A 14,484-nucleotide genomic window follows, 5' to 3' on the forward strand; every position below is an offset into this window, starting at 1 on the left:
CTACTCTTTACACGTTGGATAAACATTGCATACGCGTCCATCCGGCATTTTGATGGGTTTGAAATCAGTAGAATTCCCACGGCAATAAGCAAATACGTCGCCCAGGTTTTCGCCCATACAGCGTTTCCAGCCTCCCGGAACAGCCACCCAATTGTCGTCTACCGCGGGTAGTTCCTCCTCAGTGACTTCCAGCACCACTCTCAGTGTTTTCCCCTCCAGCTGATTCCTTTGTACAAAGCCTCCTGCTCGCGATTTACTCGGTTGCCCAAGAGCATCCGACGAGTTGCACATGAGGATTTTCCTGATCGCATGCAGCGGCCCGACTGTCCTGAAAAACCACTGACACCGCCCTCGCAACTCCTGAACACCCAACTCAGGCATCCCGGCCATACCGTCTTCCAACCGATCCAACACGCTGATGAACGCGAAATCCCCCCCAACATCCGCCGACCGCTCTCCCCACTTCGCGTACATATCAAACGTAATGCTGCGCAACACTAACGGACACCCATCCACCGTCTCCGTCAGTGGCACTTCAAAGCTCACCCGATGAGCCACCGGCTTGCCCATCGTGTCAAAAACCTTGTCCTCCGGCCGCTTGCCCCGGCGCTTGGGTAAGGTGCAGATCTCACCCGTTGCCGGTCGATAAGCTGCATCACTCTTGAAGCGAAAATTCGCCGGCAAGTCGACTTCCAGGGTGAAACTATCCACTGGTTTCATCGCACAACCGGAAGCAGCCAGCACGCTGCAAACGAATACCCCTCGACACACGCTCAACATAAATCCCCTATGCATCCTGCTGCTCCCGCTCCACCCGACGCCATTCTTCAACCACCCGCTGAAAATGGTCCTTCGCCACTTCCCCCCGCATCGGCTGCCATCGGATAAGTACGTCCCCAGTGGCTTCCACCAACCGCCGCACTACCAAAAATTCCAGCTGTTCCGGCCTCTCCCATTGCCAGGCCCGGGCTTGCTCCAGCACCTGTTCCAGCCAGATTCTCGGGTCCTGAAATTCAGCCAGTTGACTGAGCGCCTCACTGTACTCAGCCAACAGATAACGCAGGATATTGGCCTGCAGAATCGCTCCCGCCTGCGGGTTAGGCACCTCTAGCCACGGCGCAGGATCGGGTACCGGATACACCCCCGGAGCCGGGTTATCGACACAGCACCAACGCTCGCCCTGCCAGTAGCACACGCTGATCAGCGGCCCGAGAAAAACAGGCCAGTCCTGAGCAGGCAGGTGAACCAAGGCCCGCGCCAAGGTGCGGTTATCGTGGAAGCGGTACAGCGCCTGGCTGGCCGCCGCCCCCACCACCAACCTGTCGCGCCAATGCCGGGTAACACCCGATAAGTCATCATCAGGCAAGCTGCCCAACCAGCCCCAATTACGCTGAGGGTTTTGCAATAAGCTCACCAGCCCGGGTTCGTTGACATGGTCGAGCACCAGGAGCATCGGCCCATCCGCCGCCATTTCCGATGCGACGGTTTCAACGTAGAGGCTGCGATACTCAGCCACCGAGCGTGTCGCCAGCAGTGCCCCGCGTGCGTCGTTTTCATCCTGTAGAACCAGGCACAGGCGACGCCCCGCCTGCTGCTGTTGAGCCATCCACTGGCCAGGCGAGATCTCCATCAAGCCGCCCTCCCCGTGGATTCGCACAAACCTTCGCGGCAGCGCTCGCACACCGGACAGAAGTCCGCATCCAATCGTCTGGCCAGCTCCATGATTGCGCCTTGGGTAACCGAAACCTTTGGCCCCTCCGCTAAAAATGCGGGCGAGGCGGTCACGTCACCCGGCCCAACCGGACTTGCTGTACGGGTCCCAGCAGGCACACCGCCCAACGTGATCGGTCGACTGCTGAAAATCCCTCCGGCCTGAATCAGCAAATGCTCACCACCCGCCTTGAAGCTCAACTGCGCACCGGCATCGATCACCAGGTTGGCGCCCGCTTTGAGATGGACCTGTTGCCCTGCTTCGATCACCAGGGTCTGGCCGACATGCGTCTGGCTGTTGCCCTGCACGTGCAAGTGATCATCAGCCCCAAGCCGAACCTTGCGGTCGCCGGCGATGCTGCGGTGTTCCTCGTCTCCCAGGGTGGTCGTACTCAAGCCGTGGATGGTTTCCCGACGTTCGCCCACGACATCCAGCCGGCTGTCGTGGCCGACCTGCTGCTCCAGGTCGCGTTGGGCGCGCAGGTAGATGAGTTCCTGACCGGTACGGTCCTCAAGGTGCAGTTCGTTGGCCCCCGTGCCACCCGGCGTGCTGCGGCTACGCAAAACACTGCGGGTCTTGTGTTGTGGCAAGGGGTAAGCCGGCGTTTGCAGAGCGTTAGGCAAGCAACCATTGATCACGGGTCGGTCCGGATCACCTTCCAGGAAGGTGACCAATACTTCCATGCCCACACGCGGAATCATCACCGCGCCAAAGCGCTCACCCGCCCAACCGGACGCCACCCGCACCCAGCAGCTGCTCTTGTCGTCGCTCTTGTCGAGCCGGTCCCAGTGAAAGCGGATTTTCACCCGCCCGTGGGCGTCGCAATGTATGTCCTCACCCACCGGGCCGGTGACCGTGGCGGTCTGGCTGCCGCTGATGCGCGGTTTGGGATGCTTGAGCGGTGGGCGGTGAATCGCGCGCCAGGGCGTTGCGGTAAATCGATTGCGATAGCCCTGGAACGCTTCGCCATCCACCACGGCCTCCTCCAGCACCTGCGGTTGATAGCCTTCGTGACGCACACTGGTGATCAACCACAAGTCATTGCAAGACAGGTCCGGGTGGCCCCGCAGCGCCAGGAAATGCCCGCTGTGCAAGGCCGGCTGATCACTGCGGCCCAACGCCCGGTGACGGTTTCGCTGATGACGCTCCAGGCCACGCCGGGCCAACTGCGAGCCGCGCAGATGGCCGGTGAATCCCGCAGGGTATTGATAGTCCTCAAGCGCCGGGAAAGCGCCGGCCTGCTCCTGCAGCCGCAGCGACGGGTGTTCAAAGTCGTAGTCACGCCGCACAACCTGAGCACTGCGTGTGGCCAGGCGCACATCAAAACGCTGGATCACCCGTGCGTCGGCAGCAGGGTCAGCGGCCGCACAGTAGTACTGCGCCGGCAAACGTCGAAACACCGTCTGGTCATCGCCAAACACCAGCACGTGGGCCTCCGTACTGTGGCGAAAGTGATAATGGATGCCCTCTTCTTCGCACAAACGCTGGATAAAATGCAGATCGGTTTCTGCGTATTGCACACAGAACCTGCGTGGCGGGTACACCACCGGACCCAGTTCAAAGGCATAGGCATCTGCAAGCATGCCGTGCTGCTCCAGCACCGCCATGATGATTTGCGGCACGCTGCGCTGCTGGAAAATCCGCTGGTCGCAACGATGGGCCAGATGCGCAAGGCGTGGCGCAAGCGTGAGGTGATAGCAGGTCAGTCGCCGGCCAGGGTCTTCCCGGCCGATGGCATGGATTTGCCCGTGAAGGCCTTCCCCCGCCTCACCAAAATCCAGATAGGCCGGTTGGTGAAGCAGCGCCTCAAGATCCAGGCTGGGGTTTTCACTGACCCACTGCACTTCAATGAAAAAAGGTTGATCAATCGTTTCGCTGCCTTTAAAAGCCAGCACCTGAAACGTCTGGTTTATGCCTGCAACAATCAGTTTAAAGCGTGACGAAACAAGCGTATCGAACATCCGTTGTTACCCGCCATTCATTGTAGAACTGAAATAACTCCCCGCGTAAAACGAAGATAGAGCCACTCAATTCGAAGCCGATAAAAAGTGCCTGAACCCCAGGAATACTAGCGATTTCAGGCGACATTCGGCCGCTTCAAAATAAAAGAGAAGATTCGTACATCGATACTGGAAGGGTCTTTTATCAATTACAGAAATGTAGTTAAACAGCCAGTATTCGCTAACAGGAATACTCTTACACGGCTATTCACCCACGACACTTACTTATAAGGAAACGGCTGACAAAAACAAATACGCCAGCCACTCCTTACTTCAAAGCGATTGCAGCCGCGCAGTCCCGAACAGGCTGACGCTCAGCAACTCGCCCGCCTCCGCTCGCAACCGCACCGGTGCCGTACCGCCCGGCATTACCACCGCCACTTCACCCGCGGTCACCCATCCTACAGACCAGGCGGCGCATGCCACGGCACTGGCGCTGGTCCCGGAAGACGCCGTCGGCCCCTCGCCGCGCTCAAATACGCGTGCGATAACACGGTTGCCTGAATCCCGCGCGACCCATTGCAGGTTGACTCCGGAAATACAGGGCTGACCCGCCCCGGCAGGCGGCGCAAAAGCGACTGCCCTCAGCGGATCGAACAACGCGGGCCGATGCATCTGCGCGTTGTCCGGCAACGCCAACGCGTCCTGCACCAGCGTCACGCAATGAGGGTTGCCCACACGTACAAACCGGCTGTGATTCCACTCGGGGTCGAGTGCAGCCAGTTGCGCGACATGGCTCACGTCGGTCCCCTCAAGCGATACCAGGCCAACGCCAACCGCCCCTACCGCCGAGGGCCCGAATTCGGGCCGCCCCAGCGCCAGCCAAAAGCCCTGGACCTGTTCGTACACCGCAGGCTCAACCCGCGTGATCACCGGAGACAGTGCATCGGGCTTGTCGTGATGCACCCGCAGGTCACAGCCTTGCGTCATCAATCCCTGGTCGGTCAACGACTGGGCAAAAATCGTCAGGCCATTGCCACTGCGCTCGGCCAAAGACCCATCCGTGTTAACAATCAACACGTCAAACGGCGGCTCGGCCTGAAACGGCCCCACCAACAAACCGTCGCAGCGGTGCTCCTTGGCCTCTGCCAGGCGCGGTAAATCACCCCAGCCGCATTCAGAGGCAATGGCCGCCAGCGCCCAACCCTCGCGAGTGGCAGCGGCCAAGTCGGCACGACCAGGCACCTCAATACCCTGGCTGCGTAGCAACTTCGGGCTGACCACCCCGTAGATATTCCCGCGGGCGTCATAGAACACGGTCATTGCGCAGCCCGCATAAAGATTCGTACCACCTCTTCCAGGTGCTTGCGCATGGCCTGTCGCGCACCTTCCACGTCCCGTTGCTCCAGTGCGTCGAGGATCTTGCGGTGCTCATCTTCCGAGCGATGCGGCATGTCGTCCGAGGTGTAATGCGCCTGCAACCGCTGGAACATGCTGCCGTAACGATGCCCGAGCAAGTGCGCAATCATCAGCGCATACGCCGGGTTGCCCGAGGCCTGGGCGATGCGGATGTGAAACAGGCGATCGCCCGGGTGGGTATGGGAGCCTTCGCGGTTGTCCTGCACGTTACGCTCGAAGGCTTCGCGGATTCCCGCCAGCTCTTCTTCGGTGGCGTGTTTGGCGGCCAGGGCGGCGGCTTCCGGTTCAATCAGGCGACGGGCCTGGAGCAGGGAAAACGGTGGAATCTCGGCGTTGAAGTCGACGTGCAGGTTGAGTTCCGGATCGAACTCTTTCCATTGATCCCGAGTGGCCTGGGCCATCACCGGTTCCTGGCTGACCGTCGGTTGCACCGGTTCGCACACCAGCACGCCGTTGCCCACACGCACGTCCACCAGGCCGATCACCTCCAGGGCAATCATTGCCTCACGCACGGAGGCGCGACTCACGCCCAACAGTTTGGCCAGCTCGCGCTCCGCCGGGAGGCGGCTGCCCGGCGGAAATTCTCCACTGTCGATCAACGCCCGCAACTGGTCGGCAATCTGTCGATAAAGACGTTGGTTATCAATCACTTGAAATGGCATCTAGGCTCAGCTCGATTCATGCATGGCACGGTCAAAGGGGTCAACTGACGAAAAAGCCGCTTGTTGACCGGGAAGACCCATGCTAAAAATTGGATCAATGGCCTGACCATTGGATCGTTTCCAGTGTGCTGATCATAGCAAACCCACCACGGTTCGCTATGCCACAGATGCAGGCGTTTTACGCCCTTAATGGCCTGACCATTGAGCCAATAATAACAATCTAGGGAGTCTGTCATGGACCTCACCGGTAAACGCGTGCTGATCACCGCCGCCGCCCAGGGCATTGGCCGCGCCAGCGTCGAAGCCTACCTGGCGGCTGGCGCCGAAGTGATTGCAGCCGACATCAATCAACAGGCGCTCGCTGACCTGCCAGGCGCGCAAACGGTGTTGCTGGATGTCACCGACGCCAGCGCCATCCAACGCCTCGCCGCCGAGATCGGCCCGCTGGATGTGCTGTTCAACTGCGCGGGCGTGGTGCACGCCGGCAATATCCTCGAATGCCCGGAAAGCGACTGGGCATTTGCTCTGGACCTCAACGTTACCGCCATGTACCGCATGATCCGCGCGTTTCTGCCGGGAATGCTGGCGGCCGGCGGCGGCTCGATTATCAACATGTCGTCGGTGGCCTCCAGCCTCAAGGGCGTACCCAATCGCTTTGCCTACTGCGCCAGCAAGGCGGCGGTCATCGGCCTGACCAAATCCGTCGCCGCCGATTTTGTCACCCAGCGCATTCGCTGCAACGCCATCTGCCCGGGCACCGTGGAGTCCCCTTCGCTGCAGCAACGCATCATCGAACAAGCCAGCCGTGAAGGCCGCCAGCAGGATGAGGTGTACGCCGCCTTCACCGCGCGCCAACCGATGGGACGCCTGGGCACGCCCCAGGAAATCGCCCAACTGGCGTTGTACCTTGGCTCTGACGCCAGCGCGTTTACAACCGGCACCACCCAGATCATTGACGGCGGCTGGAGCAACTGACCGCCCACTTCCCAATAAGAGGATTGCTCATGAAATTGCTGCGCTACGGTGAAAAAGGCCAGGAACGCCCGGCCCTGCTGGACGCTGACGGTCGTCTGCGCGACTTGTTCGCTCACATCAGTGATGTCGCAGGCGAAGCCTTGCTCCCGCAAAACCTTGCTCGCCTGCAAGACCTCGACCCCGCGAGCCTGCCCCTGGTACCCGGCAATCCGCGCTTGGGCGCCTGTGTCGGCCAAGTGGGAAAATTCATCTGCATCGGCCTGAACTACGCCGATCACGCCGCCGAAACAGGCGCGCCGATACCCGACGAACCGATCATCTTCAACAAATGGACCAGCGCCATCGTCGGCCCCAACGACAACATCGAAATCCCCCGCCACTCCACCAAGACCGACTGGGAAGTGGAGCTCGGTGTGGTGATCGGCCAGGGCGGCCGTTACATCGAAGAAAGCCAGGCCATGCAGCACGTGGCCGGCTACTGCGTGATCAACGACGTCTCCGAGCGTGAGTTCCAACTGGAACGCGGCGGCACCTGGGACAAGGGCAAAGGCTGCGACACCTTTGGCCCGCTGGGCCCGTGGCTGGTCAGCCGGGATGAAATCGCCGACCCGCATCAACTGTCGATCTGGCTCGAAGTCGACGGCCACCGCTACCAGAACGGCAACACCCGCACGATGATTTTCCAGATTCCCAAACTGATCAGCTACCTCAGCCAGTTCATGAGCCTGCAACCAGGGGATGTGATTTCCACCGGCACTCCGCCCGGTGTCGGCCTGGGGATCAAGCCCGTGCCGGTCTACCTCAAGCCCGGGCAAAAGATCCGCCTGGGCATCGAAGGCCTGGGTGAACAGAACCAGACCACGGTCGACGCCTGACAAGAGCCAAGGAGCCGTTCATGACCACCATTACCGCGATTCGCGTCGAAGATATCCGCTTTCCCACGTCCCAGTCCCTGGACGGTTCCGACGCCATGAACCCGGACCCGGACTACTCGGCCGCCTATGTGATTGTGCAGACCGACAACCCGGCCCTTGAAGGCCACGGCCTGACCTTTACCATCGGCCGTGGCAACGAGATTTGCTGCGCGGCGATCCAGGCCATGCAGCCTTTGCTGGTGGGCTTGACCCTGGAATGGATCACCGAAGACATGGGCCGCTTCTGGCGCCATGTCACCAGCGACAGCCAGTTGCGCTGGATCGGCCCCGACAAGGGCGCCATTCACCTGGCCACCGGCGCAATCGTCAACGCCGCGTGGGATTTGTGGGCCAAGGCCGAAGGAAAACCCTTGTGGCGCCTGGTGGCCGACATGAGCCCGGAGCAACTGGTGCGCTGCATCGACTTCCGCTACATCACCGACTGCATCACCTCCAGCGAAGCCCTGGCCTTGCTGCGCCAACGCGCCGAAGGCAAGGCTGAACGCATGGCCGACCTGCAAGCCAATGGCTACCCCTGCTACACCACCTCGGCCGGCTGGCTCGGTTACGGTGACGAAAAGCTGCGCCGGCTGTGCCAGGAAGCGGTGGATGCCGGGTTCAACCACGTCAAGCTCAAGGTCGGCCACGACTTGCAGGATGACCTGCGCCGCGTGCGCATCGCCCGCGAAGTGCTGGGGCCGGATCGCCAATTGATGATCGACGCCAACCAGGTGTGGGAAGTCGACACCGCCATCGACTGGGTGCGCGAGTTGGCGTTTGCCAAGCCATGGTTTATCGAAGAACCCACCAGCCCCGACGACATCGAAGGCCATCGCAAGATTCGCCTGGGTGTGGCGCCGGTCAAGGTCGCGACCGGGGAGATGTGCCAGAACCGGATCATCTTCAAGCAATTGATCATGCGCGAGGCCATCGATGTGGTGCAGATTGACGCCTGCCGCCTGGGAGGGGTCAACGAAGTACTGGCGGTGATGCTGATGGCGGCCAAATACGGCCTGCCGGTATGCCCCCATGCCGGCGGCGTCGGGCTTTGCGAGTATGTGCAGCACCTGTCGATGATCGATTACCTGTGCATCGCCGGCACCCACGAAGGCCGGGTGATCGAGTATGTCGACCACCTGCACGAGCATTTCGAGGAACCTTGCGTGGTACGCGGCGCTGCCTATCTGCCACCGACGGCACCAGGGTTTTCGATCCAGATGAAAGCCGCGTCCCGGGAGCAATACCGCCACCGGCCGTGAGCTGAAACACAATTTGAATGGACGGAGCACAATAATAATGTCGTCCCCATCACCCCTGAGGCTCGATGCGCACCAGCATTTCTGGCGCTACCGGGCCGCTGATTATCCGTGGATCGGTGCGGCTGAGGCTGACCTGCGGCGGGACTTTCTCCCACAGGATTTGCGGCCATTGCTCGACGCTGCCGGCCTGGATGGCTGTATTGCCGTGCAGGCCCGCGCCGGCGAGCAGGAAACCGATGCGCTGCTGGAAATGGCGCGCCAGCACCCGTGGATACTCGGTGTCGTCGGCTGGGTCGACCTGTGCGACCCAGCCCTGGAACAGCACTTGGAACAATGGCGCGACGCACCAAGACTCAAGGGCTTTCGGCATCAGATTCAGGACGAACCCAGGCCCGCGCGCTTTATGGCGGATCCAGGATTCTCCCGTGGGGTGCGGCACCTGCAACAACAAGGCTACGTCTACGAGGTGCTGATCCGCTGCGCCGACCTCGACGCCGCAACAGCCATGTGCCAGCGCCACGCCCAACATCACCTGGTGCTGGACCACCTGGGCAAGCCAGATATCGCCAACGGCCCGGCCGGCTGGGCCGAACATCTGGCACCGCTGGCCGCTCTGCCCCACGTCAGCTGCAAGCTGTCTGGCCTGCTCACCGAAGCCGGGCCCGATCAGCGCAACGCCCGTGCCCTGCGTCCCTACATAGAACTGGCGCTGGAGCTGTTTGGCGCCGACCGCCTGATGTTCGGCTCGGACTGGCCAGTATGCCTGCTGGCCGGGGAATACCAGGGCACCTGCCAATTGCTGCAACAGACCCTCGGCCAACTGTCGCCCCATGAACAGCGGGCGATCTGGGGCGGCACTGCCCAACGAGTCTATCACCTTGAAGGAAACTGCCCATGAATCTGCATTTGCAGGACCGCGTGATTATCGTCACCGGCGGCGGCTCGGGGATTGGCGCCGCCATCTCCCTGGGGCTGATCGCCGAAGGCGCGATCCCGGTAATTTTCGGACATCAACCGCTGTCGGCGGCCTTCGCGGCCGAGCTTGAACAACAGGGCCAAAGCCACTTCATCCGTGTCGAGTTGCGCGATGAAGACGCCTGCCGCGCGGCGGTCAACGAAGTGTTGCAACGCTTCGGACGCATCGACGGCCTGGTGAACAACGCCGGGGTCAACGATGGCGTGGGGCTGGAAGCAGGCCGTGCAGCCTTCGTCGAGTCCCTGGAAAAGAACCTGATTCATTACTACCTGATGACCCACCTGTGCCTCGATGCTCTCAAGGCCAGTCGCGGGGCGATCGTGAATATCAGCTCCAAGACGGCCCTCACCGGCCAGGGCGGCACCAGCGGTTATACCGCGGCCAAAGGTGCGCAATTGTCGCTGACCCGGGAGTGGGCGGCCTCCTTGCTGGAATTCGGCATCCGGGTCAATGCGGTGGTGCCCGCCGAGGTGCTGACGCCGCTGTACCAGCGCTGGATCGATGGCTTCGACAACCCCGAGGCCAAGCTCGCCGCCATCGTCGAGAAAATCCCCTTGGGCAAACGGATGACCACCCCCGAGGAAATTGCCGACAGCGTGCTGTTCCTGCTGTCACCCCGCACCTCCCACACCACCGGGCAATGGCTGGTGGTGGACGGCGGCTACACCCACCTCGACCGGGCGCTGACATGAGCGGCCAACGCTACTGCCTGGCCCTGGACCTGATCGACGACGAGGCATTGATCGCCGAGTACCAGCAGTTGCATCAACGCATCTGGCCCGCCGTGGCCGAGCATCTGCGCGGCCAGCACATCCTGCAGATGCAGATCTGGCGCCTGGGCACGCGGCTGTTCATGGTCATGGACACCACGGCCGGGTTCAGCTTCGAAGCACTCGACCAGGCCGCCCGCGCCAACCCCGACGTGCAAGCCTGGGAGGCCCTGATGTGGCGTTTCCAGGCGCCCACGCCGTGGACCGATCCCGGCGGCAAATGGCAGCCGCTGACACAGATTTTCAGCCTCACCGACCAACCCTGACATCCGCTGCATCGCACGCCTTGATCCCATAAAAACAACAGGAGAAGCGTCATGTTAAGCAAAGACACACCTGTGGCAGCCGGCACACCCGCCGTGCCGACCTACCGCTGGGCACTGATGCTGGTGACCAGTCTGTTCTTCCTCTGGGGCTTGTCCTACGGCTTGCTGGACGTCCTGAACAAGCATTTCCAGGAAGTCCTGCACGTCAGTAAGGCCCAGTCCGGGCTGTTGCAAGGCGCGTATTTCGGCGCGTACTTCCTGATCGCCCTGCCGGCGGGGCTGTTGATGGACCGCCACGGCTACAAGGCGGGGATCCTGCTGGGCTTGTGCCTGTATGCGGTGGGCGCATTGCTGTTCATGCCGGCGGCAGCGGCGGCGAGCTTTGCATTTTTTCTGTTCGCGCTGTTCGTCATCGCCTGCGGGCTGGGTTGCCTGGAGACCGCGGCCAACCCGTATGCCACAGTGCTGGGTGAACCGCAGGGCGCCGAGCGACGGTTGAACCTGGCGCAATCCTTCAACGGCCTGGGTCAGTTCTTCGGCCCGCTGATTGGCGGCGCGATGTTCTTCAGCGCCGGCAGCACACCGGCTTCGGACATGAGTTCGTTGCAGACCACCTATGTCGTCATCGCCGTTCTGGTGTTGCTGGTGGCGCTGTTGATCGCCCGTACGCCGCTGCCGGATCTACGCGCTCAGGAGCAGGCACTGCAACCCGTGGCCGGCAAGGGGCTGTGGCAGTATCCGGAATTCGTCGGCGGGGTGATCACACAGTTTTTCTACGTGGCGGCCCAAGTCGGGGTCGGTGCATTTTTCATCAACTACGTCACCGAGCACTGGGCGCAGATGGGCAGCCAGCACGCGGCCTACCTGCTGTCGATCGCGATGCTGGCCTTCATGTTCGGGCGTTTTTTCAGTACCTGGCTGATGGGCCGCGTCAGCGCGCAGAAACTGTTGCTGATTTACGCGCTGATCAACATCGCGTTGTGCGCGCTGGTGGTGATTGGGTTGGAGGGCATCTCGGTGATCGCGCTGATTGCGGTGTTCTTCTTCATGTCGATCATGTTCCCGACGCTGTTCGCCATGGGCGTGAAAAACCTCGGCCCCCATACCAAGCGCGGCAGTTCGTTCATGATCATGGCGATTGTCGGCGGTGCGCTGATGCCGTACTTGATGGGCAAGGTAGCGGACAACAGCACGGTTGCGCTGGCGTACCTGTTGCCGATGGGATGTTTCGTGATTGTGGCGGTGTATGCCCGTAGTCGCCTGCGCCATCAATGAGGCCGCTGGAGGGTCGGCCTGGAAGGTGGTAATCCGCCGCAAGAAGCCCGGGGTTCGCCAGTTCTCGCAGGGATTACGCACCTTCCAGGCCACCTCGCACATCAAACGATTACTCGTCCTACACGCTGATAGTGGCTGGAAAGGCCAATCGCGTTCCATGCTTCTGAAAAAATGGTTGGCTCGCTGTTCAGGCACGCCAAGGGAACCCGGCTCGCTCGATACGGCCTGATGTGCAAGGATGTTGCGCTGCACATCGTTCGTTGAACGCAAAACCAAGGATTTTTCATGACTGCCATCAGCACCCCAGCGCCCGTGGTACCCGGGCGGCTGGAGCAAATGTCGACCCGCATCGCCTTTTTTATCGCAGGTTTCGGCATCGCCGCCTGGGCCCCGCTGGTACCTTATGCCAAGGCCCGCGCCCAACTCAATGAGGGCACCCTCGGTCTGTTGCTGCTGTGCCTGGGGGTGGGTTCGATGATCGCCATGCCCGTCGCGGGGGCCCTGGCATCGCGCTACGGTATCCGGCGCGTGGCCACCGGCGGGACCATTCTGATCTGCCTCGGCCTGCCGATGCTGGCCACCGTCTCTTCCATTCCGTTGCTGATGGCCGCACTGTTTGTATTTGGTGCCGGCCTGGGCATGGTGGATTCCACCGTCAACCTGCAGGCGGTGATCGTCGAACGGGCCAGCGGCAAGACCATGATGTCGGGCTTCCATGGGTTGTTCAGCCTGGGGGGGATCGTCGGTGCGGCAGGTGTCAGCGGGCTGCTGGGGCTGGGCTGGTCGCCGTTCCAGGCCACCCTCGCCGTCATCGTCGTGATGGCGGTGGCCTTGCTCAAGGCAGGGCCGCACTTGCTGCCCTACGGCAGTGAAAGCTCCGGGCCGGCCTTTGCCGTGCCCCACGGGGTGGTGCTGTTTATCGGTTGCCTGTGCTGCATTGTGTTTCTCGCCGAAGGCGCCGTGCTGGACTGGAGCGCGGTGTTCCTGAGTGCCGAGCGCGGCCTGGATGAAGCCTATGCGGGCCTGGGCTACGCAGCCTTTGCCTTAACCATGACCGTCGGTCGCCTGACCGGCGACCGGATTGTCCGGCGCCTGGGCGCCACCCGGGTGATCGTCTTCGGCGGCGCCCTCGCCGCAGCCGGCATGCTGCTGGCCACGCTGTTCCCGGCGTGGGAAACCGCCCTGCTGGGGTATGCGCTGGTAGGTGCCGGGTGTTCGAACATCGTCCCGGTGCTGTACACCGCCGTCGGCAAGCAGACCGTCATGCCGGAACACATTGCGGTGCCCGCCATCACCACCCTGGGTTATGCGGGCATTCTTGCCGGCCCTGCGGTCATCGGCTTTATCGCCCACGGCAGCAGCCTGAGCACGGCCTTTGTGCTGATCGCCGTGTTGCTGATCGGTGTGGCGATCAGCGGAAAGATACTGCGGGTATAACCGGCATTCCCCTACCGCCTCCTACCGTGAGGCGGCACCCGGGGCTTATCGGTTTTTGTGGTGCTCAAGCCAGCGATCAAGAGTTTTGTTGCTGAGCCAGCCCGCCTGATGATGACTGCCAAACATCCGCAGGCCACCGCCATGGGCGCTTTCCAGTGACTGGAGCAACCCGGGGCGGTCGACAATATTCTTCGCCATATACACCTGCTGTTCATCGTATTTTTTCCGCGCCAGCCCTGTGGCGGGGTCCAGGACCGGTTCACCGTGACCATCGAGCTCGTCCGGGTCCTTGCTCATGGCAACCAGCAACTCAATGTTGACGTAGCCGATCTGTTCAAAGAACCCCTTGCGGTCCCGGGACCTGTCACGCAACTCGGTAAACATCGCCTTGAACACCCGCACGAGTTCAGCGTTGCTCTTGGCGTGGAAAGGGTCCGGGCTGAAGGCACTCGGATCGCTGTTGCCGAACACCACACTCTCGGCCTGCGCCAGGCTTTGCGTGGTGATGTAGCCGTCCTGATCGGTGATCGCATCGATCAGGCGCGGGCGCAGGACAAGCGCCTTGGCCAACAAAATCGCACGGTCGAACTTCTGATTGTCGCCGACTCTCTTGGCGGCGATTCGCTGCAGCGAAGACAGCCTCAGTCCGTCACGTTTCATGGAGTTCTTTCAGCGTGGCAAAACTGATTTTCAACGCTTTCACCAACTCGCTGTCCGGCAGGTGAAGGTTGGGATTGGGCTGGCCGGCGCGCGGGGCAACACCGTTCTGCAGCGTTCGATGATGCGGCACGACTTCATAGGGCCTGGCCGACCGCAACGGTGGCCGGTAACCGGAAGAACGAACAGACGTGGCGCCGGGTGAGTGGCTGGCTTGTCGGCC

The 14,484-nt window shown here is 61.7% G+C and carries 15 protein-coding genes; 8 read left to right on the plus strand and 7 right to left on the minus strand.

Annotated elements, in window-relative coordinates; translation table 11 throughout:
• From MUM_RS0118770 to MUM_RS0118790, 5 genes are all read right to left on the minus strand, one after another.
• Complete coding sequence (locus tag MUM_RS0118770) at positions 1 to 795, minus strand: hypothetical protein (protein ID WP_010172808.1); 795 nt, start codon at positions 793 to 795, stop codon at positions 1 to 3.
• Positions 788 to 1,630: a DUF4123 domain-containing protein gene (locus MUM_RS0118775; RefSeq protein ID WP_010172809.1), complete on the minus strand. Its 843-nt coding sequence runs from the start codon at positions 1,628 to 1,630 to the stop codon at positions 788 to 790. Before MUM_RS0118775 ends, MUM_RS0118770 begins: the two co-directional genes overlap by 8 nt.
• Complete coding sequence (gene tssI / locus MUM_RS0118780; RefSeq protein ID WP_010172810.1) at positions 1,630 to 3,672, minus strand: type VI secretion system tip protein TssI/VgrG; 2,043 nt, start codon at positions 3,670 to 3,672, stop codon at positions 1,630 to 1,632. Before tssI ends, MUM_RS0118775 begins: the two co-directional genes overlap by 1 nt.
• A gap of 312 nt (positions 3,673 to 3,984) precedes the next feature.
• Entirely contained in the window at positions 3,985 to 4,974 is a 990-nt protein-coding gene (locus MUM_RS0118785) for a hypothetical protein (protein WP_010172811.1), read from the minus strand.
• The gene (locus MUM_RS0118790) at positions 4,971 to 5,732 is read right to left on the minus strand and encodes a FadR/GntR family transcriptional regulator (RefSeq protein WP_010172812.1); all 762 of its coding nucleotides are present in this window, start codon (positions 5,730 to 5,732) and stop codon (positions 4,971 to 4,973) included. The genes MUM_RS0118785 and MUM_RS0118790 overlap by 4 nt, the downstream gene beginning before the upstream one ends.
• A gap of 234 nt (positions 5,733 to 5,966) precedes the next feature.
• Here MUM_RS0118790 and MUM_RS0118795 point away from each other — a divergent pair, with 234 nt between their 5' ends.
• The 8 genes from MUM_RS0118795 (at position 5,967) to MUM_RS0118830 (ending at position 13,604) form a co-directional block, all read left to right on the plus strand.
• Entirely contained in the window at positions 5,967 to 6,707 is a 741-nt protein-coding gene (locus tag MUM_RS0118795; RefSeq protein ID WP_010172814.1) for an SDR family oxidoreductase, read from the plus strand.
• Between the two features lie 29 nt (positions 6,708 to 6,736).
• Positions 6,737 to 7,582 carry a fumarylacetoacetate hydrolase family protein gene (locus MUM_RS0118800; protein WP_010172817.1) on the plus strand — a complete coding sequence of 282 codons (846 nt, stop codon included), beginning with the start codon at positions 6,737 to 6,739 and terminating at the stop codon, positions 7,580 to 7,582.
• Between the two features lie 20 nt (positions 7,583 to 7,602).
• Positions 7,603 to 8,880: an L-fuconate dehydratase gene (locus tag MUM_RS0118805; RefSeq protein ID WP_010172820.1), complete on the plus strand. Its 1,278-nt coding sequence runs from the start codon at positions 7,603 to 7,605 to the stop codon at positions 8,878 to 8,880.
• Between the two features lie 37 nt (positions 8,881 to 8,917).
• Positions 8,918 to 9,778, plus strand: a complete 861-nt coding sequence (locus MUM_RS0118810) for an amidohydrolase family protein (protein WP_029615993.1) — start codon at positions 8,918 to 8,920, stop codon at positions 9,776 to 9,778.
• On the plus strand, positions 9,775 to 10,548 hold the full coding sequence (locus MUM_RS0118815) for an SDR family oxidoreductase (protein ID WP_010172832.1): 774 nt from the start codon (positions 9,775 to 9,777) through the stop codon (positions 10,546 to 10,548). Before MUM_RS0118810 ends, MUM_RS0118815 begins: the two co-directional genes overlap by 4 nt.
• Entirely contained in the window at positions 10,545 to 10,892 is a 348-nt protein-coding gene (locus MUM_RS0118820; RefSeq protein ID WP_010172834.1) for an L-rhamnose mutarotase, read from the plus strand. The genes MUM_RS0118815 and MUM_RS0118820 overlap by 4 nt, the downstream gene beginning before the upstream one ends.
• Before the next feature lie 51 nt (positions 10,893 to 10,943).
• Entirely contained in the window at positions 10,944 to 12,167 is a 1,224-nt protein-coding gene (locus MUM_RS0118825) for a sugar MFS transporter (RefSeq protein WP_010172836.1), read from the plus strand.
• 285 nt (positions 12,168 to 12,452) lie between these two features.
• Positions 12,453 to 13,604 carry an MFS transporter gene (locus MUM_RS0118830; protein ID WP_010172837.1) on the plus strand — a complete coding sequence of 384 codons (1,152 nt, stop codon included), beginning with the start codon at positions 12,453 to 12,455 and terminating at the stop codon, positions 13,602 to 13,604.
• A gap of 45 nt (positions 13,605 to 13,649) precedes the next feature.
• Here MUM_RS0118830 and MUM_RS0118835 read toward each other — a convergent pair whose 3' ends face one another.
• Positions 13,650 to 14,264, minus strand: coding sequence for a hypothetical protein (locus tag MUM_RS0118835; RefSeq protein ID WP_010172840.1), 615 nt, complete (start codon positions 14,262 to 14,264; stop codon positions 13,650 to 13,652).
• Positions 14,254 to 14,484 (minus strand): hypothetical protein (locus MUM_RS1000000134505; RefSeq protein WP_010172841.1); only part of this gene is annotated, 231 nt, incomplete at its 5' end. The genes MUM_RS1000000134505 and MUM_RS0118835, both read right to left, overlap by 11 nt.

Origin of the sequence: Pseudomonas sp. PAMC 25886, assembly GCF_000242655.1 — a bacterium.
In the GTDB taxonomy this organism is placed as follows: Bacteria; Pseudomonadota; Gammaproteobacteria; order Pseudomonadales; family Pseudomonadaceae; genus Aquipseudomonas.

Coding starts and splice junctions, on each gene's coding strand:
- MUM_RS0118770 (WP_010172808.1), bottom strand. CDS start 795: ATGCATAGGGGATTTATGTTGAGCGTGTGTCGAGGGGTATTCGTTTGC.
- MUM_RS0118775 (WP_010172809.1), bottom strand. CDS start 1,630: ATGGAGATCTCGCCTGGCCAGTGGATGGCTCAACAGCAGCAGGCGGGG.
- tssI (WP_010172810.1), bottom strand. CDS start 3,672: ATGTTCGATACGCTTGTTTCGTCACGCTTTAAACTGATTGTTGCAGGC.
- MUM_RS0118785 (WP_010172811.1), bottom strand. CDS start 4,974: ATGACCGTGTTCTATGACGCCCGCGGGAATATCTACGGGGTGGTCAGC.
- MUM_RS0118790 (WP_010172812.1), bottom strand. CDS start 5,732: ATGCCATTTCAAGTGATTGATAACCAACGTCTTTATCGACAGATTGCC.
- MUM_RS0118795 (WP_010172814.1), top strand. CDS start 5,967: ATGGACCTCACCGGTAAACGCGTGCTGATCACCGCCGCCGCCCAGGGC.
- MUM_RS0118800 (WP_010172817.1), top strand. CDS start 6,737: ATGAAATTGCTGCGCTACGGTGAAAAAGGCCAGGAACGCCCGGCCCTG.
- MUM_RS0118805 (WP_010172820.1), top strand. CDS start 7,603: ATGACCACCATTACCGCGATTCGCGTCGAAGATATCCGCTTTCCCACG.
- MUM_RS0118810 (WP_029615993.1), top strand. CDS start 8,918: ATGTCGTCCCCATCACCCCTGAGGCTCGATGCGCACCAGCATTTCTGG.
- MUM_RS0118815 (WP_010172832.1), top strand. CDS start 9,775: ATGAATCTGCATTTGCAGGACCGCGTGATTATCGTCACCGGCGGCGGC.
- MUM_RS0118820 (WP_010172834.1), top strand. CDS start 10,545: ATGAGCGGCCAACGCTACTGCCTGGCCCTGGACCTGATCGACGACGAG.
- MUM_RS0118825 (WP_010172836.1), top strand. CDS start 10,944: ATGTTAAGCAAAGACACACCTGTGGCAGCCGGCACACCCGCCGTGCCG.
- MUM_RS0118830 (WP_010172837.1), top strand. CDS start 12,453: ATGACTGCCATCAGCACCCCAGCGCCCGTGGTACCCGGGCGGCTGGAG.
- MUM_RS0118835 (WP_010172840.1), bottom strand. CDS start 14,264: ATGAAACGTGACGGACTGAGGCTGTCTTCGCTGCAGCGAATCGCCGCC.